This is a genomic window from Candidatus Microthrix subdominans (assembly GCA_016719385.1).
GTDB classification, from domain to species: domain Bacteria; phylum Actinomycetota; class Acidimicrobiia; order Acidimicrobiales; family Microtrichaceae; genus Microthrix; species Microthrix subdominans.
The window spans coordinates 458,101-478,372 of sequence record JADJZA010000001.1; the positions used below are offsets into that span (position 1 = coordinate 458,101).

The following is a 20,272-nucleotide window of genomic DNA, read 5'->3' on the forward strand; positions in this document are numbered from 1 at the left end:
CGTTTGGCGATCTGGTCTATCGCCCCAGGTAGGCCGCTTCGAGACGGTCGACGTCGAGTTCGTGCGCCGGTCCATCCCAGGTGACGACCCCAAGATCCATGATGATCACTCGGTCCGCCATCGCCAGGGCTTTGCCCGCCTGTTCCTCGACCAGGATCAGGGTGGTTCCCAGCTCGGTCATTTCGGCCAAGGCGTCGAACACGCTGTTCGCGGCCATCGGCGACAGCCCCAGCGACGGTTCGTCGGCGATGAACACCGCTGGTGGATCAGCCAGGATGGGGGCCATGGCCAGTTGTTGTTGCTCTCCGCCCGACAGCAGGCCGGCGGTCTGGTTGTGACGTTCGGCGAGTATCGGGAACCGCTCCTTGGCCTCCGTGCGGCCAGGTTCGGTGCGAAGCCTGATCGCGAGGTTGTCGTCGACGGACAGCCCGGGGAAGATCCCTCTGGCTTCGGGCGCCAACACCACGCCTCGGCGCGCACGCGTGTGGGCCGACATGTCCGCCATCTCGGTTGCTTCCACAAGAAGTTCACCGCTGCCGGCGGCGACAGTTCCGGCGATCACCCCACACAGCGTCGACTTGCCTGCGCCGTTTGCGCCCAGAACGGCGATGACCTCGCCGGGCATGACTTGAAAAGACACACCGTGCAGCACTTCGACCTCGCCGTAACCAGCGCTGACGTTGCGGAGTTCGAGGATCGGGGCCGTGCCCGCGCCCGCGTCCGCTGTGCAGTGCACCCGAGGCACCGCTTCGGTCGCACTTGTCGTCGTGTCGGTGGCCGGGGCATCGGTGACCGGGTCTGATGCGTCACGGGCTCGGGTGAGCTTGGCCAGGCGTCGTTCCCTGATGCCCTTGGTGGTCTGGGCGAGGACACCATCGGGTTCCCGAGCGAGCGAGATGGCCCCCAAGCCAAACAGGAGCGATGCGAGCTGGGGGCTTGCGATCATCTGACGGACGGCGTCGGGGATGGCCTCCCACGGGCCGCCCCAGGTTTCCCCGATGCCGAGGAGGACGACCGGCAGGACCGCGTACACGATGCCTCCGAGGACCGCACCCCCCGGGCGACGGATCCCGAAGGTCACCGCCACGGCCAGCCAGATGAGCCCCAGCAGTGGGGGAGCACTCAGGTTGGTGATCGGACTGTTGACCACGGCGAACCAGGCGCCGGCCAGCCCGGCGAGCCCGGCCGAAACCGCGAACAGAACGAACTTCGTGCGCACCGGGTCGACCCCGGACGCCGCCGCAGCTTCGGGCGAGGAACGCAACGCGAAAAGCGAGCGCCCGGTGGCGGAGCGCGAGAGGTTGCCGACCACCCAGACGCACAGCATCACCATCACCGCAAGGGCGACGAACATCGTGCGGTCGTCGCTGAGGTCGAACGGGCCGAGCTTTGGCGCCGGCACCGACCACCCGCGGGAGCCGTTGCGGACCCCCTCGAGCTGGAACACCAACCGGTCGCCGATGAACGCCAGCGCAAGGGTCGCCAACGCCAACGTCAGCCCGCCGAGACGGATCGACGGAAGGGCGACGAGTGCGCCCACCGCAACGGCGACGACGATCGCCACCACCAGCGCCACCCAGAACACGAACCGCCCGTTGACCATGAGGATGGGCACGGTCGACGGCCATTGGTGGTTGACGAGCCAGCCTGCGGTGAACCCCCCCACGGTGACGAAGGTCGCCTGCGCCAGGTTGATCATCCCCCCGATGCCGGTGACGACCACGAACGAGAGGAAGACCAGCGACAGAACGAGCCCCCGGTTGAGGATGGCGACCCAGTAGCCGCTGGCGATCAGCAGCGCATACAGGCACAATAGGACCCCGGCGACGATCCAGGGGGCGCGGCGTCGCCAGGGGTTCATCTCGGCAAGTGGGTCCTCCCCGGGGGCATCCTCGGCGACCGAGCCAGCGGCGCGGCCTGCACCGTCCCGGACGAAGAACAACAGGATGAACAACAAGATGAAGGGCACCGAACTGCGAAATCCGGAGACCGCCGTCAGGAAGTCCGGCGCGTACCCGTAGACCAGGTTCTGGACCACACCCAGCGTGATGCCGGCGACGAACGCCATCGGCAGCGATCTGAGACGGGCCGCCACCGCCGCGGTGAACGAGGTGAACACGATCATGTGGAACGTGATCGCCGACAGATCGAAAAGCGGGGCGATCAACACTCCTGCGCAGCCGGCCAGCAGCGTGGACAGGGCCCAGATGATGCGGGAGGAACGGTCGGTGTCGATGCCGCGCAATCTGGCGAGGACGGGGCGGTCCACCCCCGCTCGCGTTTCGAGTCCCAGACGGGTGCGGCGCATGAGGAACCACAGGCCGAATGCCGCCACCGCAGCGACGGCCACCACGGCCAGTTGATCGGAGTTGATCGCGATGCCACGCGAGATCGACCAGGTCGTGGGCGGAACGGGTCCGATGCCCGGCGGGCTCACCCCGGCGTCACCGGAGACGTCGGGCATGGTGGACCCGAAGATGTTGTTGATCGCCTGGATGACGATCAAGGCCGCCGCAGGCAGCGCGATGAGCACGCCCACCGTGCCGACGAGGCGGGCCGCGATCGGAGCGCTGGCAAGCCGTCGAAACAGCACCAGGTCGAGGAGGACGCCGAGCGCCGGCGCCACGATCAAGATGGCGATGATCGCTGCTGGAAGAACCGGGAGCCCCAGTCCCTCGGGTGAGTGCAGCTGGAAGTAGACGAGGGCGGTGACGAAGGCCACCGACCCCTGACCCAGGTTGAACACCCCGGACGCCTGGTAGGTGAGCACCAGGCCGGAGGCCATGATCGCATACAGGCCCCCGGCGACGGCGCCCGCCAGCACCAGGCTCCAGAACTCGATCATCGAAGCGTCATCCGATCTCGATGTTCTCGCCGCAGACCAGATCCTGGATCGTGACGAACTTGGAGTCCTTCACCTCGGTCATCACGGCGCAGGGAACCGGCTTGCCATGATTCTCCGGCCAGGTGGACTTGCCCACGACCCCGTCGACGGAGTAGGAGAAGCCGTCGTTGAGGGTTTGCAGGAACGTCTCGACGCTCAGGTCCTTGCCGGTGGCTTCGAGCGCCTTGACGAACAGGTCCGCAGAGCGGTAACCCGACACCAGCGCAAGGCTCATCTGCTTCTCCGGATCGATCTTGTGGACTGCGTCGAGCATCTCGGCGTTGGGCGCCAGCTCCGGATCCATCCCGAACTGGGTGTTGACGAGGACCCCGTCGTAGCCCGGAGTGCCCAAGAGCAGCGGGCTGTAGGAAGGCGTGATGATCGTGCCGTCATAGCCGGCCTGCTGCAGGCCGTCGGCCAGCTTCGTGCCCACCAGGGTGGCCTGAAGGTAGATGGCGTCGGGTGCTTCGCCGCCGTCGGACTTCAGCAGTTCCGACACGAACGGGGACACGTCGCCGACCTGCTCCGGCGGTGCCGGAATCGACGGTTCGGCGAAGGGCACCTTGAAGCCCTTGTTCTCGACGGATGCCGACAGCAGGGTGAGGCCGCCACGACCTGCGTCGTTGTCCTCTGCGATGAACGAGATCGACTTGTTGGAGTCACCGTCGTAGTAGTCCTTGAGCGTCGTTCCGAGTGCGTTCGAGCCGACGTCGAGGGACGGGTTGGTCACGCATCCGGTGATCCCGAAGGCGACGTCGTTCTCGCAGAACGCGGGATTGACGCCGTAGCCGAACATCGGAACGTTGTTGTCCACCACGTAGTCAATCGCTCCGAAGGTGCCCGACATGACGGGCAGGAGGGCAAACACCTCGTCCTGTTCGACGAGTGCTCGGGCGAGATCCTGGTCCTTGGTCGAGTCGTTGTCGTTTTCCTTTGCGCCCACGAACTCGATCTTCCGTCCGTTGACACCGCCGTCCTCGTTGGCCTGGTTGATCCGCGCCTCGACCCCGATGGCTGCGTCCGAGAAGTACACGCCGTACTGGATACCGCCCACCTTGATCGAGGTGTCGGTGATCCCCCGCATGGTGCGCTCGGTGGGTTCTTTGTTGTCGGTGGTGGTGGCCGCGCCTTCGTCGTCCACGGACTTGGAACACGACATGAGCATCACCGTGGTGGCGAGTACTGCCAATGCGGATACGTACCGTTTTCTGGGCATGGTCACTCCTTGGATTGTGGGACTGTCAGGAATTGTTCAACTTGTGCTTGCCCCCAGATAGGCGCTCAGCACCAACGGGTCCTCGCGGACCTGCTCGGGGGTGCCATCGGCGAGGACCTTGCCCAGGTGCAGAACCACCACCCGGTGGCAACGCTGCATCACGAAGCCGACGTTGTGCTCCACCAGAAGGATCGCCGCCTCGTGGCTCTCCGCGATCTCCTGAACCAGATCACCGAATCGTTCGGCCTCCGTCGAATCGAGCCCTGATGCGGGCTCGTCGAACAGCAGCACGGTCGGATCATCCATGAGCGCCCGGGCCAGTTCAACCAGGCGGGCGGTGCCGATCGGCAGCGACGCTGCAGGCCGGTGCCTGATGTCGAGCAGCCCACAACGCTCGAGCACCGCCTCGGCCTTCTCCCGACGGTCACGTTCACGCGCACCGCGGGTCGGCAACGCAACCAGATCCCCGAGGACCCCGCCGCCCCCGCCACGCCACTCGCTCGCCACCAGCAGGTTGTCCTCCACCGACAGCCACCCGAACACCTGCACCCGTTGGAACGTGCGTCGCAGTCCAAAACGGGCGCGCCGCTGCACGCTCCACTTGGTGACGTCGGTTCCGTGCAGTGTCACGGTCCCGGAGTACGGACTCCGCAGTCCGCTGATCACGTCGAACAGGGTGGTCTTGCCTGCGCCGTTGGCCCCGATCAGTCCGCAGAGCTGACCCGAAGGCACCCCGAGGGAGACGTCACTCAGTGCCGAGATGCCGCCAAAGCGGACCGTCACATCGGTCAGCGCAAGCGCATCGTTTCGATCATCTCGTAACGACGGACTGGTCGTTACGTTCGCCAACATGCCCCCCGACATCAAGTGTTCGACCCGCGCCGCGGCAAGTTACCAGAGTTCTGATGTGGGGGTCGGCGACGACGGGTGTGCACCCAACGTCGCAGCAGCAGGGTGATAAACCGACGGGGATGCCAGGTCCCAGCGTTGATCCGCCGTCCCGTTCCTTCGCCAGCGACAATGCGGCCGGTGCGCACCCGGCGGTGCTCGACGCGGTCGTCGCCGCCAACGCGGGGCATTGCCTCGCGTATGGCGAGGACGCCCACACCGCCCATTGCGAGGAGATGTTCGTCGGGTTGTTCGACGCGGAGGTCGTCACCCGGCTCACCTTCAACGGCACCGGCGCCAATGTCGCAGCGCTGGCATGCCTGATGGCAACCCACGGCGGTCCCAACCAGGCCATCGTGTGTTCCAGTTGGGCCCATATCCACACCGACGAGACGGCGGCACCCGAACGCATCCTGTCGACCAAGCTGGTCGATGTTCCAAGTGACGATGCCAAGCTGACGCCGGATCAGCTGCGGGAGGCGGCTGCCTACCGGGGCCAGGTGCATCACGCTCAGCCGGGGGTCGTCAGCATCACCCAACCCACCGAGCTTGGCACGCTGTACACGGTCGACGAGATCGTGGCGCTGTGCGACACCGCCCACGAGCTGGGCATGCTCGTGCACCTCGACGGGGCCCGCATCGCCAACGCAACCGCGTCGCTCGGCGGAACCCGGGCGGCGCTGCGATCGTTCACGATCGATGCCGGTGTGGACGCCATGTCGTTTGGGGGCACCAAGGTGGGCTCGCTCGGCGCCGAGGCGGTCGTGTTCCTCAACCCGGAGGTTGCGGTCGGGTCGGAGTTCGTGCGCAAACAGGTTGGGCAGCTGCCGTCGAAGATGCGCTTTCTCGCCGCCCAGTTCAGCGCCCTGCTCACCGACGACCTGTGGCTCGAGCTCGGTTTTCATTCCAACGCCATGGCCGAGCTGTTGCACCGTCGCGTGGCGACGCTGCCCGGTATCGACGCCGGGGCGTCACCCGAGGTCAACAGCATCTTCCCTGCGCTGCCCGCAGACCTGATCGAACCACTGAAGGCGTGGAGCTTCTTTTGGGACTGGAACCCCGCCCGCCACCAGGTGCGGTGGATGACCGCGTGGGACACGACACCCGAGGACATCGATGCCTTCGTGGCCGGCATCGAGGAGATGACCGGGCGGGGCGCCGGCTGAGGCCGGGGGCGTCAGCCGGTGAAGACCGGCGTCAGCGGTGCGACATCGGGGGCCGACAGGCTTGAGTCGGGTGAGGGTGGCGGGGCCGTGTCGTCGGACGGAGCAGCCTGATCCTCTGGGAAGTCGAGGCTGGGCGGCTCGGCGTCGGCCGGGTAGACGACCACCTTCGGCTCGTCACCGGACCCGTCGGCCACGACGGTCAGCGACGCAGCGTCGCTTGGGGAGGTGACCGTCGCTCCGACGGTCAACACCTTGTAGCCCTTGGGATAGGTGCGCGGCGCCACCTGAAAGACCGATTCGGTGTCGGCTGGGGATTGCGTGCCGTCCGGGCCGGTCGTGTCCCAGGTGAAGCGCATCACGCGCTCGGTGAGTTGGTAGTGGAGCCGGGTGGGCGTGCCGCCGACCGCCAGCGGATGGGGACGAACGATCGCGTCGACGGCGTCGGCCTCGCTCTGTCCGGGTGGCGCCTTGAGGTTGCCGATCGTGTTCTCGTTGTAGGCCCAGTACATCCACGGGATCAGCGCACGGTCGAACTCCGCAATGATGCCGTTGTTGAACTCCGGGCGGGGGTCGGCCCCGAACTCGGATCCCAACAGCGCCCCACCGGTCCGCTTGGACCAGGCCTGAGCCTGGTCCATGACCACCGGGACGTTGGCGTCCTCGAGGGTGTAGGCGTGAAAGCTCAGGCCGCTGTTGGCGTCGCCGCCGGGCAGTGCGATGTTGGTGGCGTTCATGCCGAAGTTGAAGAGCACCCACGGCTCACCGAAAATCAACTGCTCGGCACCGGCGCCCCGGATCGCAGCGGTCATGCGTGTGTAGTAGGGGTCGAGGGACGAGGCGTCCTGGTCGGGGCACCCAGGGCCGACCTCGCCGCAGGGTTGAAAGTTGGTGCCGGGCCAGGGCTCGTTGAGCAGGTCCCACCCCAGGATGGCGTCGCTGTCCTTCAGCCGTTGCGCCATGTCGGTGAAGATCGTTGCGACCTGATCCTGAAGCGGGATGTTGTCCGGGCCCTTCTCGTTGGCCCAGAAGCTGTCGAATGCCGCCTGAATCGCCGGGTTGGTGATGTAGTACAGCGGAAACGGTGTGCCGGTGTTCTCGGCGCCGTGCGTCAGCGTCATCCACTCGGGGAAGCCGTTGCTGCCAAGCGTTGGGCCCCAGCCGTCCTGGTGCAGGTCGATCAGCACCAGCAGCCCGTGCGACTCGAGCATGTCGACGGTCTCGATGAAGGCGTCGAGGTAGTCCTCGTCGAGCACCCCGGGCGTCGGCATGGCCGCTGCGGCGGTGAAGCCCAGGCGCACCGCGTCGATGCCGTTGGCGGCCAGCCATTCGCCGTCATCGTCCTCGAAGCCGTAACCGGCGGGGGTCAACAGGTTCTTGTCGACGAAGTTGATGCCGTTCAGCATCAACACCCGACCGTCGGCGGTGGTCATCCAGCGGCCGTCGTGGCCGATCGGGCCGAGCGACGAGGGCGCAATCTCGGGAGGCTCGGATTGGGCGCCCGCCGGTGTGCTGCCGACCAGCGCCAGTGCGGCGATCATCACGACGGCGCACAGGCTGTTGGCGCCTCGGCGCCGCAGTGTTCGGTTCATCGGGTGGACCCTATCTGCCGGTCCAGGTGGGCGGACGCCTGTCGAGAAAGGCCGCGATCCCCTCGGCGGCGTCGTCGGCCTGCAGGTTGTCGACCATCACCCCGGAGGTGTGGGCATAGGCGTCGGCCACCGACAGGTCGCGTTGGTTGCGGTAGGCCGCCTTGCCCACGGCGATGGTCAGCGGCGACTTGGCGGCGATCGTGGCGGCCAACGCTGCGGTTGCGGAGTCGAGGGCCTCGTCGGGCACAACCCGGTTGACCAGGCCGATGCGGTGGGCATCGGCGGCGTCGATCATCTCGCCGGTCAACAGCATCTCCATCGCGTGCTTGGGGCCGACGGTCCGGGTCAGCGCCACCATCGGCGTGGAGCAGAACAGCCCGATGTTCACCCCGGGGGTGGCGAAGCGGGCGGTTGCGCCGGCCACCGCCAGGTCGCAGGACGCCACCAGTTGGCAGCCGGCGGCGGTGGCCACGCCGCCCACCCGGGCGATCACCGGTTGGCGTAGGTGGCCGAGGTGCATCATCACGTCGGAGCAGCGGGCGAACAGCCGCTCATGAAAGGCGGGGTCGTCGTCGGCCCGGATCTCCCGCAGGTCGTGTCCGGCCGAGAAGGCCGGCCCCGCGCCGGTGAGGATCACCACGTGGACGTCATCGTCGCCGTCGATCTCGGCCAGCCGCTCGGCCAGCGCGGTGAGCATCGCCTCGGACAGCGCGTTGCGGGCGGCGGGGCGGTTGAGCGTCAGCGTGGCGACGTGGTCCTCGTCGGAGCGCAGCACCAGCGGTTGGTCATCGTCGTTGCCCATCGGCCGACCGTACCCCCGCCGTCGGAGCGTCGGCCGACCAAAACGACGAATCGCCGACCCCGAGGGGCCGGCGATTTCGAAGAACGACGGCCGAAGCCGAGGTTTGGGGTTGCTCAGATGACGCGAACGTTCTGAGCCTCTTCGCCCTTGCGGCCGGGGGCGACGTCGAACTCGACGGTCTGGCCCTCGTCGAGGTTCTTGTAGCCCTCGCCGGCGATGTTGGAGTAGTGAACGAACACGTCGTCGCCACCCTCTCGCGAGATGAATCCGAAGCCCTTGTCAGCGTTGAAGAACTTCACGGTACCTGTGGTCATTGCTGCTCTTTTCGTAGTACGCACCAACTCGAAATTGTTGATGCAGCTCATAACGTAACCCGGGAACGACCCCGAATCGGTCATCGGGCCTCTCAACGGCACGTTTGGCGTGGGGTTGGAGAGCGCTCGATAACCACGAATTGACCCGCGATCGCTGAGCGGACAGGGATCGACCCGTCGCAACGTGGTGGTCGGTTGGTTCCTGATGTGATTAATGTCACATGCGGTGGTCTCGCTGGGCGTCCCGATGGGAGCGATCCGTTCCGGACAGCGCGTCAGTCCTCGCCCGGCAGCGGCGGGGCCGCTTCGATGAGGCTTGCCCGGTCGTCGTCGAGCACGAAGCCGGCCTCGACGGCGGCATCGGCCGCCTTTTCGTAGGCGTCGTCGTAGGCGGCTGGGGAGTCGTACATCTCGGCCAACTCGGCGGCGGGGATCGGCGTGGTCGACCCCATCAGCATGCAGATGACGGTGGCGTTCTCGGCGGGCAGCCCCGACAGCACGTTGACCGGTGCGTCCACCGCCGGGGTGCGGACGCCGCCTTCAACGTTGCCCGCCTCGTCGAGCACGTAGGTGGGCTGATCGCCCGACTCATCCACGTTGAGTCGATCGGCCTTCGAGGGCGCCTCGCCGTCGGTCACCCAGGCGTCGAGGCCGCGGAGGGCCGCCTTCAACACGAAGCTCTGCTGGCCCCGGTTGATCGGCTTCGGGCACCCGAGCATCGGCTCGGCGGCGCCGATCTGGAAGGAGTCGGCGTGGGCTGAGCCGGCCACCTCCCACAACCGGAAGCGGTCGTTGTCGTCCTGGCGGGCGGGAAAGTAGTTGAGGACGCCCAGCACGTCGGACTCGGTCTGCACGGTGATCACCGGCACGTCCAGGTCGGTGCGGATCGTGGTGGGCTCGCCCGTCACCGTCCCGGCGATGTCGATGCCGGTGTCCGGTTCGCCCAGCGGCGCTGCGGCGCCGCCCCGGCTGTGGATGATGAAGCCATCGAACTCATGGGTCAGCGGCTGCACGCCGTTGACGTACGTGGTCAGCGCAAAGGCGGATTGGGATTCGCCGACGGCCAGCACGCGCTCGACGTTCAAATCGCCCAGCGGGCTGGCGTCGCCCGGGGCTCGAAGTGCCCGACCGACCTGGGTGTAGAGGTCGTAGCTGAAGGCGTCGCCGGGATGGCTCAGATCTCCGTACCGCTCGGGGTCGAAGGCGGCCAGCCCTTTGCCGGCGCCCGTGAGCTCCGAACCCGGTGCGGCTACCGCCACCTCGCCGCCCTCGATGCCGATGTGCTGGGCCGACACGCCCACCCAGGCATATCCGCCCCGGAGAATCTCGTCGGCCATGTAGGTGTAGTCCGGGGCGACGTCGGCGCCCGAGCTGACGTTGAGCCATTCGACGATCACGGTGCCGTTGAAATCGGCCGCCTTCTCCGGGCGTCGAACGACCACCCGGGTGTTGAACTCGCCCTCCCCGGTCTCGGTCAGCTCGAAGGCGCCGTCGGCGGGAAGGTCCCCGTCGGACTCGTACGCGGTCGCGGTGCCCGCCACGGCGTATTCGGTCTCGGTGTAGCCGGCCTCGGCCAGGTCGGGCACCTCGGCCGCCGACACCAGCGACATGCCGTTGCCGCCGGTCAGTTCCTCGCCAAAGGTGGCGGCGGGACCGTCCGGGCGCTCGGCCGATCCGGTGGTGCCGGTCTCGTCACCGGGGCTGGTCGTCGATGCCGACGTCTCGCCCGCCGAGTCGCCGCCGCCACAGGCCGCACTCAGCAGCGCAACGGTGAGCAGTCCCATCACGATGCCGGTTCGCTTCATCAGCTCGCGCTCCCTCGGGTGTGGCGGGTGTTGATCTTGCCAGGTCCCGCAGCGCTTTTGGGCACCGGCGAGTCGTGGCCCGTGGGCATCGCCCATCCGCCGTGGCGCGGTACCGTTCGGTGTGGCCCCATCGGAGCAACCGGATCGGCTGGGATCGGACGCGTCGCCGCAGCCGATCGAGTCGTTCAACCCGACCGAGTCGTCGGGGCCGCCGGGGCGGTCGAAGCCACCGAAGTACCGCCGCTGGCTGCGCGTGACCGTCTCGTTGGCGGTGGTGGCGGCTGCCGTGTTGCTGTTGGCGCCTCGGCTGGGAACCTCCGACCACCGCATGGGTCCGGGGTCGGTGGCGATCGGGTTCTGGCCTACTCAGAGCGGCCGCACCACGCTGGGCCTGCCGCCGCTCGGGCAGCGACCCGGGCCGCCAGGCAACCCACCTGGCTCGCGCCCGATCGAGGCGGGTGCGTGATGCCGCCGTGATCCGTTTGGGGTGGTCTCGGGGGGGGGTGGCGGGGAGGGCCTCGGTCTTCGGGGGCGCGGTGGCGGTGGGGCTGGCAGCGTCGGCGCTGCCCGGCTTCAACGGTCAACGCTTTGACGAGTTGACCTACCAGGGCCCGCTCACCGCAGGTCGCCAGATGATGCAGTCCATCTCGACGGCGGACGGCCCGCTCGGTCAGCGGGTCACCGCCCTGACCGACCGCCTGGCCGGGCTGTACTCCGCCGGCATCACCCAGTCGGTCGCCGACACCGAGGGTGAGGTGGTGATCCTGCACATCTCCGACCTGCACCTCAACCCGATCGGTGCCCAGCTGGCCCGCCGCCTGGCCACCACCTTCGACGTCGACGCAGTGGTCGACACCGGCGACACCACGTCGTTCGGCTCGTCCTTCGAGGGGGTGTACGCCGAGGCGCTCGCCGACTTCCCGGTGCCGTACCTGTTCGTGGCCGGCAACCACGACTCGCGCCCAAACCGGCGGGCGATCAAGGCGACGCCGGGTGTGACCGCGCTGCACAACACCGTCGTCGACGTCGACGGTGTCACGATCGCCGGTTTTGACGATCCGGTGATCACGACGGCCGACCCGCTGCCCAGGGACGAGCGGGAGTCGATCGAGCTGGCCGCAGCGCCGGAGGTGAGCGGGCTGTTGGGGAGCGAGCGGCCCGACGTGCTCGCCGTGCACAATCCGGTGATCCTGCGCGAGTTGGTCGGCGAGGTTCCCGTCGCCATCGCCGGCCACATGCACCGCTCCCAGCTGGGCGCCCGGGACGGCACGCTGGTGTGGATGGTCGGTTCCACCGGCGCCACCGGGCTGGGCTCGCTGCTGGTCGACAGCGACACCCCGGCCAGCGCGGCGCTGCTGCGCTTCCGCGATGGCGAGCTGATCGCCATCGACGACCTCGAGATCGTCGGCACGGCCGGTGACCTGCAGATCCGTCGCCGGGTGATCACCGACAAGGTCCGCAACGGCGACAACGCCGACTTCATCGGCTCCGACGTCGACGAAGGCATCGGCCCCCTCGGCACGTCGACGACCAGTTCGCCGACGACGACGACCGACGCGACGGCCCCGACCACCACCGCCGACGGGGTCGCACCATCGACCACCGCATCGAAACCGCCGGGCGTCACCATCTCTTCGACGCCTACGTCCGCCGATCCAGGTGGGGACGCCGGGGGCTGAGGTCGGGATGGTCGCCGGACGGCGGCGGATCTCAGCGCTGGGACAGCTCGTCGAGGAACGCTTTCGCCGCATCGGCGTTATGGCTGCGCCACAGGTCGACAACGTCGGTGGACGAGGGTGCCTCGAGGCGCTCGAAGGTGCCGGCCAAGGCGCTCCGCTGCGCGTCGACCAGGTGGGACAAATCCCGGTTGCGGCGCTGGTTGAGCCGAAGCTTGGCCAGAAACTCCATGCGCAGGTCGCGCACGCGGGTCACCGGTCGGTCGAGCCAGGCGTCGGCCGCCCGGCGGCCGGTGAGGGTGGGTTGGTGGAGGGTGCGGGCGGGTCCGGCCGCTCCGGGCTCGGTGTGGTGGGGCTCGGCCAACCCGGCGGCCACCAGCCGGTCGAGGGCCCGGTAGACCAGGGGGCGATGCACGGTCAGGATGCGGCCCAGGTCGGTGTCCGGGCGAAGTTCCTTGGCGATGGCAAACCCATGTATCGGGGCTTCGACGAGCACCGCCAACACCACCCATTCGGTCAGCGACAGCTCGGGGTGGCCGTTGTGGGAGGCGTCTGGAGGTCCCATCATCGGGCAGGGTAGCTCCGCTGTCGGAGGTTGGATGCGCCGAACTGTGCCCCTACCGCTAGTCTCAATGAGACTAAAACTGCGGCTCGCACCGGTGGGTCACGAACGAGGGGTACCTGATGATGAAGCAACTTCGCAGGGCGATGCTGGTGGGCATCATGGCGTTGGGCGTCGTGGCCTGCAGCGGCGATGGCGAGACCGACGCGGCCCCGAAGGCCGAGGGTGGCGACGTTGAGGGCGAGGTGCTGGTGTTTGCCGCCGCCTCGCTCACCGATGCTTTCGGCGACATCAAGACGGCCTTCGAGGAGGACAACCCGGACGCCGAGGTGCAGCTGAACTTCGGCGGTAGCTCGGCACTGCGCGAGCAGATCCTGTCCGGCGCCCCCGCCGATGTGTTCGCGTCGGCCAACGAGTCCAACATGGCCGACGTCGTCGATGCCGACGAGGTCGCCGGCGAGCCGCAGATCTTCGTGACCAACGAGTTACAGATCGCCGTCCCGGCCGGCAATCCCGGCAAGGTGAAGGGGCTCGACGCCTTTGCCAACGACGACCTGCTGATCGGGCTGTGCGCCGTGGAGGTGCCGTGCGGCGACTTTGCCCGAGAGGCGCTCGAAGGCGTCGGCGTCGAGCCGGCGATCGACACCAACGAGCCCGACGTTCGGGCGTTGCTCACCAAGATCGGCAGCGATGAACTGGACGCCGGCATCGTCTACGTCACCGACGTGACCTCGGCCGGCGACCGGGTCGAGGGCATCGACATCCCCGCCGACGACAACGTCGTCGCCAAGTACCCGATCGCTCAGCTGGCCGGGGCGCCAAACGGGGACGGCGCCAAGTCGTTCAAAGAGTTCGTCCTGTCCGACGAGGGGCAGCAGATCCTGACCGGCTACGGCTTCGGCACCCCCTGATCGGGCCGAGGCATCCGGCTGGCACCCACCGTCTCACCGTCTCACTGCCTCACCGTGTTCCGACGCTCCCGTTGTTCTAGCGCGTGCTATATATGAACTCTTGGTCGTGAGGTGCCCGCCGGGCCGGTGAACGCAGTCGTTGCCCGGTTGTAGGGGCGCCGGGAGGGAGGCCCATGAGCAACCCCATCAGTGAGAACGACGGACCGGTCACTACCGAGATCCGGCTCGACGGTGCCAACTGCTCGTTGTGCTTCAACGACACGGCCCGGTCGCTCATGGCCCAGCCGGGCGTGCTTGCGGTCAACGGTTCGATCGGCGAGCAGTGCTTTCGCATCGATCATGACGAGAGTGTCGCCGATGATCGACTGCTCTCGATCGTCAGCGAACACCTCCACGGCGACGACCGATCGTCGTGGGAGCACAAGATGGTGGCGGTCGACGCGACGGTCGCACAGATGCACTGCACCCATGGCCATCACACACCGGGATCCGCCGGTGGGGGACCTGGCCATGTGTGATCACTGCGGCTGTCGTGCGTTCCCTCCGATCGCCGAGCTCACCGCCGAGCACGTGGAGATCCTGGCCATGGCCTGGGAGCTGGCCGAGGCGGCCCGGACGGGTCACCCGGCCACCCCGGGGGTGCTCGACAGCCTGCTGGCGCTGCTCGACCTGCACGTCATCAAAGAGGAGGCCGGGCTCTATCCGGAACTGCTCGAAGTCGGCGCACTGGCCGAGGACGCGTGCGCAGCGCTCGAGGAGGAGCATCGGGTGGTACGGGAGGCGCTGGTCGCCGGCCGGTTCGATCGCAGCGAGTTCTACGAGCTGGCATCGCACATCGAGGTGGAGGAAATGGAGCTGTTCTCGGCCGCCAGGTTCAACTTCGAGGAACCTGAATGGGACGAGATGGCCGGCGTGCACCTTGCCGCCGCCGCAGTGCTGGCCGAAGGAGCGTCGTGATCGAACTGACCGCCTACGGCGACTTCAACTGCCCGTTCAGCGCGCTGGCCAGCGCCCGTCTCGGGGAGCTGGAGCGGCGCGGCGTCGCGTCGGGGGAGTGGCGCGCCGTCGAACACGACACCCGAATCCCACCTGCCGGCCTCGACGTGTCCGGAGATGTGGCCGACATGTTGACCTCGGAGCTCGACCGGATTCGAGACCTGCTCGCGCCGGGGGAGCCCGACCGGCTCAGGCTGCCCGTCCGGCAGGTGAGCACGGCGCTGGCCACCCGGCGCTACGCCGGAACACCGGCCGGCTCGCGCCCGGCGGTGCGCCAAGGGATTTTTGACGCCCATTGGCAACGGGGCGGGGGCATCGACGACCCCGCAGCGCTCGACGGCCTCGGCGCCGGTAGCGCCGACCCCGACCTGGCCGGGCAGTGGCGGGCGGCGTGGCAGGCCGCCACCGAGCCGATCGTGCCCGTCCTCGTCCTCGCCGACGGCTACGTGTCGCGCGGGCTGGGCGCCCTCGCCCGCCTGGCCAAGCTGCTCGAGGGCTGAGGCAAGCAACCCGCCAAAAAGTGACCGTCGGCTCAGTCGGGCAGGCTCGCCAGCCGGTTGTTCAGGATGGCCCGCCACCCGTCGTCGAGGTTGGCCAGCCGGTCCCGGGCGGCGTCGTCGCCGATCAGCACCAGGCTGGTGTCGGCTCTCAGCACCACGTCGGCACCCGGGTTGCCAACGAGTTGGCCGTCGCGTTCGATGGCGACGACGTTGCATCCGGTCTTCGAGCGCAGCCCGCTCGCCGCCAGCGTCTTGCCGCGCATCGGCTTGGGGACCGGTGCCCGGAAGACGTCGAGCCCCTCGGCGACAACCAGCGTGTCGTTGCCTCGGAACTCGTTCCACATGGCGGCGGCACCGGTCGAGGCATAGGACAACACGTCGTCGGCACCGGCCCGGTACAGCGTCGACACGTTGCGGTCCAGGTTGGCCCGGGCGACGATCCGCAGGTCGGGCCGCAGCCGGCGGCAGTAGATCGCCAGGTAGATGTTGACGTCGTCGTCGTGGGCCGTGATCAACACCCCGGTGGCCGATTGGATGCCGGCGGCCTCGAGCACGGCGATGTCGGCGGCGTCGCCGAGGACGTACTTGTCGTTGCGTATCCGGTCGGGCTGCTGGTCAATGATCCGGTAGGGGATGTCGGCCTCGTCGAAGGACTCCGCGGCGGCTCGACCGACGCGCCCGGCACCGATGATCACCACCGATCCCTGGAGGTCCGATCCGGTCCCGTAGCAACGGTCGTAGGCGTCGAGTTGGTCCTGGGACGCGGAGAGGATGAGCACGGAGGTGGCGGTCAGTTCGGTGTCGGGAACGGCGATGGCGAACACCCCCTTGTCCCAGACGCCGATCACGGTCACCCCGAGACGTTTGCGCAGCCCGACATCGGCGATGCGCTGCCCGAGCAGGGTGCTCCCGGCAACCCGGGCCTCGGCGATCAGCACCCCGGCAAACTGACCGATGACGTGCGTTCGCCCGTCGGGCAACAGGGTCCGATCTGCCATGGCCCGCCCGAGCAGTTGACCGAGCCGGAGCACCTGATCGGCGCCGGCCATCTCGAGGACGTCGACCGACGCCTCCTTGGTGGCGGTGGCCACCACCGGGACGTTGGTCGAGATCTCCCGGACGGTGAAGATGATGTTGGCGTTGGTCGTGTCGGGCCATGTCGCCGACACCAGTGCAGCGTTGGCCACCCTGGCGGCGCGGTGGGTCTCCGGAACGTCGCTGCTGCCGACCATCACCCGGTACCCTTGGTCGTGCAGGCGGAGCGCCTCGGTCAGGTCGGCGACCAGCACGACGTAGTCCACGTCGGCCTGTTTGGCTCGGCGGATGAGGGCGTCTTCGATGGGGCCCAGCCGGGTGAGGACCAGATGCCCGAAGGTGGACGCCGGTATGGAGCGCGGCGCCCGGCTGGCGTCGCGCCGGTTCATCCAGGGAACGAAGACGAACTGGATGAACGCAAACGGCAACAGGATGAGGAGGAATGCGGTGCCGGTGAGCAACACGATCACCGAGAAGATCCGGCCGAGGTCCGAGGTGAAGGTGATGTCGCCGAAGCCGAGCGTCGTCATCGTGACGAGCGTCCAGTAGAAGGCGGTGGCCCAGCTGTGGTTCTGGCCCTCCTGGGCCATCACGGCGTGGAAGATGGCGGCGAACACGACGACGAGCACCACGAAGGTGCCGAGCAGGACCGCCACCATGCGGCGGTCGCGCCGCCGCAGCGGGCCCGCCAGATAGCTCAGAACGAACGCCAGGCTCTTCATCCGCCCCTCATCCTCCCATCAACCGGGCCCTCGGCGGGCCGTGCGGCGAGGATCAGGTGTCGGTGGGGGGCGGAAAGGAGGCGCCAGGAAGGCCAGCAACGTCAGGCCGGTGTCGCCCGGGTTGGAGATGCGCAGTTCCTCGTCGCCGCTGAGCAGGACGAGGCATCCGGTGCGAAAGCGCACCGGCCCATGGTCGGACTCCAAGAGGCCCTCGCCCTCGGCGGCATAGAGCATCAGCTCGGAGACCCCATGGGTGTGGGGCGGCAGCACCTGGCCGGGGCTCAGGCGAATCACCCGGGCGTTCAGCTGCGTACCGTCGAGGAACGGCTGAGCCACCAGGCGCTCGGGGTCGTAATCAGGAGCGTTGTCGAGGGTGATCAGCTTCATGGGACGAGTCTCGCGCGGCGGATTCCATCGTTCTCCGACCTGCAGGGCCTAGGGTCAAACGTTGACGGCCGTCACAGCGGCCGCGTCCTGCCCCTGCTCAGCGACTTTGAGGAGTCACCGATGGCACTCGTGCCCGACAACACCCTGATCACCGCCACCCCCGAAGAGGGCCGTGAGCTGGCGATCATGATGGCCCGCAAGACGATCGGTGCCATCCAGACCGATGCGGACGTACGCGCCGGCCTGCGGCCGCTGTACGCCAACGATCCCAACTCGTTGACCGCCGCCGGGCACGTGGTGGCGATCGAGTTCGCCACCGTGGCAGCGGCCAACAACTACTGGCGCGACTGACCTCGCCAGGGCCCCCGGCCGACGTGCTTGGCGCCTCGGCCATAGCGAGATTGCCTGCGTCGGGCCCCGACACCGGGCGCCGTCGGGCCTCGGCCGCACGGTCGGGTCAGTCGGTGCCGAGCAGGTCGCGGCGCGCCTCCAGCGTGGCCAGGCAAGCGTGGGCGGCCTCCCGACCCTTGGCGACGAGGTGCTCGGCGAAGAACCGCTGGTGCGCGTCGTGTTCATGAAACTCGTGGGGCGTGAGGACGCAGGAGAACACTGGCACTCCGGTGTCGAGTTGCACCCTCATCAACCCGCCGATGACGGCGTCGGCGACGAACTCGTGACGGTAGATGCCCCCGTCGACGACCAAACCGGCGGCCACGATGGCGTCGAATCGACCGGTCTCGGCGAGCAGCTTGGCGTGGAGCGGGATCTCGAAGGCCCCGGGCAGCTCGAAGGTCTCCACCTCGGCGACGCCTGCCGAGGCGACCTCAAGAAAACCTCGTCGGGCGCCGTCGACCAGGTCGGCATGCCAACTCGATTGGACGAAGGCCACGGTGGGCGTGGTCCGGGTTCCGGTCGCTGAGGTCATGGTCGGTACCGTAGGACCTTCCGCGCCGGCGCAGTCAAGCGTCGCCAGCCTGCGGCCGGCGACCTGCGACCGCTGCGGGGTTCCTATCCCTGGATGAGTTGGCCGGCGTCGACCCGCAGCTCCACGCCGGTGATGTTGTTTGCCCCCGGCCCTGCCAGAAACAGCGCGGCCTGCGCGATGTCGACCGGGTCGACGTGGCGGCGCAGCGCGGCGGTGGCGGCCATCCGGCGGGAGGCGTCGGCGGCTTCGATGCCTTCCCGCTCGGCGATCGACGCAAACAAGGTCTCGAGTGGTGGACCGTTGACGTACCCCGGGGTCACGACGTTCACCCGGATGCCAGCCGGACCCAGTTCTTTGGCCATCGTCATCGACGCCGACACCATCGCCGCCTTGGTGGCCGTGTACGGGGCCTGCTTCTCGGGCAGCGAATGGGTGCCCAAGGTGGAAACGTGCACGATCGAGCCGCCACGACCGGCCGAGCGCATCGCCCGGGCGGCGCAGCGGCTGACGCCGAGGGTGCCGATCACGTTCACCTCGAAGGCCTCCCTCAGCTGAGCGAGGTCGACGTCGACCAGTGCCCCTCGTCCGGCCCTGGTCGCCACGGCGATGACCGAATCGATCCGGCCGGTCTGGGCGAGAACCCGCTCCACGATCGTCTGGTCGGCTTCCGGTTGTCCCAGGTCGGCGACGATCGGAATGGCTCGGCCGCCGAACGCAGCCCCGACCTCGTCGGCCAGGGTGCTCAGCCGGCCCTCGTCGCGTGCGACCAGGGCCACGACGGCGCCGGCCTCGGCGAAGGCCTGTGCGCACGCCCGGCCAATGCCTTCGCCTGCGCCGACGATCAGGCACACCTGGCCCTCGAGGGGCCGGTCCCGGCCGGTGGTCTCGGCAGTGTCGTCGGTCATCGTCGAGACGCTACCGGTGATGCAGCTGGGTCCGGCGGCCGTTGTGGTTGGGAGCGACGGTGAGCGAGGTGGCCGGAGGCCAGGCGACGAGGGCCGGGGCGGCTGTCGGGGTCAGCGCCGGTGCGCGTACTGGTCGAAGCCGGTGTGCTCGGCCGGCGTGGGCGCTTCCAACACGGCGATGCGGCTGACATAGCCGAGCAGGGGGCTGACGCGCAGGCGAACCCGTGCGCCGTGGCGCGAGCGCACCTTGGAGAAGTCCTGAAGCTTGACGGTCCAGGACTTCGGCCCTCGAGAGGTGGCGATCACCACCTCGTAGCGACGACGCCGGCGCACCGATCGGTTCATGCCGCTGCGGTCCCGGCTGCGGAACCAGAAGTGCTGAACGATGCCCGGAAGGAAGTCGCCGGTGCGACGTTCCTGAGCTGCCAAAAGTTGACCATCGACGTTGCGACGAACGAACAGATCGAACGCGCCGATCACGACCTGGATGAGGTTGTACAGCGCGAGCACGGCCGACACGGCGGCCACCCACACGGCGGCGGTCTCGATGGTGCTGCGATGGTCTTCGAGGCTGCCATCGGCGAGGTCGATCTCGGTCAGGTCGACCGATCCGTAGCGCACCTGCCAGCAGCCGTAGATGATCAACCCGAACAGGCCCGCCCGGACGAGACCACCGATCAGCAGCTTGCTCGGTGCCTGTCCCCACCAGGGCCGCAGCCGACGCCCGAGCATCGACTCGGCCCGTCCGGTCGCATCGCCCATTCCGGCAACATTCAACACGGCGTGCAACCTCCACTCACGTCAGCCTCCCGGCGTGTATCCCCCAAGGCCGTCGACCATAGGACAACAGCCGAAATGCGCAAATCCGCCCCGGAGGGGCGACACCCTTCCCGAAGTCGGGAGTCCGGGTGACCGTCAGGCGGTCGTTTCAGCTCCCCGGTTCGATGCCCTTCTCGAAGTCGGGAGTCCGGGTGACCGTCAGGCGGTCG

At 68.2% G+C, this 20,272-nt stretch carries 21 protein-coding genes; 8 read left to right on the forward strand and 13 right to left on the reverse strand.

Features of this window, described 5'->3' with window-relative positions; all coding sequences use genetic code 11:
* Positions 1-16: 16 nt before the first annotated feature.
* Genes IPN02_02175 through IPN02_02185 form a run of 3 tightly spaced genes read right to left on the reverse strand, consistent with a single transcriptional unit; the run spans position 17 to position 4,952 of the window.
* Complete coding sequence (locus tag IPN02_02175) at positions 17-2,845, reverse strand: ATP-binding cassette domain-containing protein (protein MBK9295686.1); 2,829 nt, start codon at positions 2,843-2,845, stop codon at positions 17-19.
* A 7-nt stretch (positions 2,846-2,852) separates the two neighbouring features.
* On the reverse strand, positions 2,853-4,100 hold the full coding sequence (locus IPN02_02180; GenBank protein ID MBK9295687.1) for an ABC transporter substrate-binding protein: 1,248 nt from the start codon (positions 4,098-4,100) through the stop codon (positions 2,853-2,855).
* A 36-nt stretch (positions 4,101-4,136) separates the two neighbouring features.
* On the reverse strand, positions 4,137-4,952 hold the full coding sequence (locus IPN02_02185) for an ABC transporter ATP-binding protein (GenBank protein MBK9295688.1): 816 nt from the start codon (positions 4,950-4,952) through the stop codon (positions 4,137-4,139).
* A 119-nt stretch (positions 4,953-5,071) separates the two neighbouring features.
* Between IPN02_02185 and IPN02_02190 the strand changes: the two genes are divergently transcribed.
* Positions 5,072-6,154 carry a threonine aldolase gene (locus IPN02_02190; protein ID MBK9295689.1) on the forward strand — a complete coding sequence of 361 codons (1,083 nt, stop codon included), beginning with the start codon at positions 5,072-5,074 and terminating at the stop codon, positions 6,152-6,154.
* Positions 6,155-6,165: 11 nt separating this feature from the next.
* Here IPN02_02190 and IPN02_02195 read toward each other — a convergent pair whose 3' ends face one another.
* The 4 genes from IPN02_02195 to IPN02_02210 form a co-directional block, all read right to left on the reverse strand.
* Complete coding sequence (locus IPN02_02195; protein MBK9295690.1) at positions 6,166-7,743, reverse strand: cellulase family glycosylhydrolase; 1,578 nt, start codon at positions 7,741-7,743, stop codon at positions 6,166-6,168.
* A gap of 10 nt (positions 7,744-7,753) precedes the next feature.
* Complete coding sequence (locus IPN02_02200) at positions 7,754-8,545, reverse strand: enoyl-CoA hydratase (GenBank protein ID MBK9295691.1); 792 nt, start codon at positions 8,543-8,545, stop codon at positions 7,754-7,756.
* Between the two features lie 113 nt (positions 8,546-8,658).
* Positions 8,659-8,859 (reverse strand): cold-shock protein, encoded by a 201-nt coding sequence (locus IPN02_02205; protein ID MBK9295692.1) that lies wholly within the window; start codon positions 8,857-8,859, stop codon positions 8,659-8,661.
* Between the two features lie 275 nt (positions 8,860-9,134).
* Complete coding sequence (locus IPN02_02210) at positions 9,135-10,469, reverse strand: hypothetical protein (protein MBK9295693.1); 1,335 nt, start codon at positions 10,467-10,469, stop codon at positions 9,135-9,137.
* 316 nt (positions 10,470-10,785) lie between these two features.
* On the opposite strand from IPN02_02210, the gene IPN02_02215 reads away from it, so the two are divergent.
* Together IPN02_02215 and IPN02_02220 are read left to right on the forward strand one after the other, a co-directional pair.
* On the forward strand, positions 10,786-11,130 hold the full coding sequence (locus IPN02_02215; GenBank protein MBK9295694.1) for a hypothetical protein: 345 nt from the start codon (positions 10,786-10,788) through the stop codon (positions 11,128-11,130).
* Positions 11,123-12,343 carry a metallophosphoesterase family protein gene (locus IPN02_02220; GenBank protein ID MBK9295695.1) on the forward strand — a complete coding sequence of 407 codons (1,221 nt, stop codon included), beginning with the start codon at positions 11,123-11,125 and terminating at the stop codon, positions 12,341-12,343. The genes IPN02_02215 and IPN02_02220 overlap by 8 nt, the downstream gene beginning before the upstream one ends.
* Before the next feature lie 31 nt (positions 12,344-12,374).
* Here IPN02_02220 and IPN02_02225 read toward each other — a convergent pair whose 3' ends face one another.
* Positions 12,375-12,905 (reverse strand): PadR family transcriptional regulator, encoded by a 531-nt coding sequence (locus IPN02_02225; GenBank protein MBK9295696.1) that lies wholly within the window; start codon positions 12,903-12,905, stop codon positions 12,375-12,377.
* A gap of 119 nt (positions 12,906-13,024) precedes the next feature.
* Here IPN02_02225 and modA point away from each other — a divergent pair, with 119 nt between their 5' ends.
* From modA to IPN02_02245, 4 genes are all read left to right on the forward strand, one after another.
* Positions 13,025-13,813 (forward strand): molybdate ABC transporter substrate-binding protein, encoded by a 789-nt coding sequence (gene modA / locus IPN02_02230; protein ID MBK9295697.1) that lies wholly within the window; start codon positions 13,025-13,027, stop codon positions 13,811-13,813.
* Positions 13,814-13,986: 173 nt separating this feature from the next.
* Positions 13,987-14,331: a hypothetical protein gene (locus tag IPN02_02235; protein MBK9295698.1), complete on the forward strand. Its 345-nt coding sequence runs from the start codon at positions 13,987-13,989 to the stop codon at positions 14,329-14,331.
* Complete coding sequence (locus tag IPN02_02240) at positions 14,282-14,770, forward strand: hemerythrin domain-containing protein (GenBank protein MBK9295699.1); 489 nt, start codon at positions 14,282-14,284, stop codon at positions 14,768-14,770. The genes IPN02_02235 and IPN02_02240 overlap by 50 nt, the downstream gene beginning before the upstream one ends.
* Positions 14,767-15,309, forward strand: coding sequence for a hypothetical protein (locus IPN02_02245; GenBank protein MBK9295700.1), 543 nt, complete (start codon positions 14,767-14,769; stop codon positions 15,307-15,309). The genes IPN02_02240 and IPN02_02245 overlap by 4 nt, the downstream gene beginning before the upstream one ends.
* Positions 15,310-15,341: 32 nt before the next feature.
* Here IPN02_02245 and IPN02_02250 read toward each other — a convergent pair whose 3' ends face one another.
* Entirely contained in the window at positions 15,342-17,066 is a 1,725-nt protein-coding gene (locus IPN02_02250; protein ID MBK9295701.1) for an NAD-binding protein, read from the reverse strand.
* Positions 17,067-17,084: 18 nt separating this feature from the next.
* The gene (locus IPN02_02255; protein ID MBK9295702.1) at positions 17,085-17,453 is read right to left on the reverse strand and encodes a cupin domain-containing protein; all 369 of its coding nucleotides are present in this window, start codon (positions 17,451-17,453) and stop codon (positions 17,085-17,087) included.
* Between the two features lie 120 nt (positions 17,454-17,573).
* On the opposite strand from IPN02_02255, the gene IPN02_02260 reads away from it, so the two are divergent.
* Positions 17,574-17,804 (forward strand): hexameric tyrosine-coordinated heme protein, encoded by a 231-nt coding sequence (locus IPN02_02260; protein ID MBK9295703.1) that lies wholly within the window; start codon positions 17,574-17,576, stop codon positions 17,802-17,804.
* A 106-nt stretch (positions 17,805-17,910) separates the two neighbouring features.
* Here the strand turns inward: IPN02_02260 and IPN02_02265 are convergent, their stop codons facing one another.
* From IPN02_02265 to IPN02_02275, 3 genes are all read right to left on the reverse strand, one after another.
* Entirely contained in the window at positions 17,911-18,378 is a 468-nt protein-coding gene (locus IPN02_02265) for a 6,7-dimethyl-8-ribityllumazine synthase (protein MBK9295704.1), read from the reverse strand.
* An 83-nt stretch (positions 18,379-18,461) separates the two neighbouring features.
* Entirely contained in the window at positions 18,462-19,283 is an 822-nt protein-coding gene (locus IPN02_02270) for an SDR family oxidoreductase (protein MBK9295705.1), read from the reverse strand.
* A gap of 111 nt (positions 19,284-19,394) precedes the next feature.
* Positions 19,395-20,045: a hypothetical protein gene (locus IPN02_02275; protein MBK9295706.1), complete on the reverse strand. Its 651-nt coding sequence runs from the start codon at positions 20,043-20,045 to the stop codon at positions 19,395-19,397.
* Positions 20,046-20,272 lie beyond the last annotated feature (227 nt).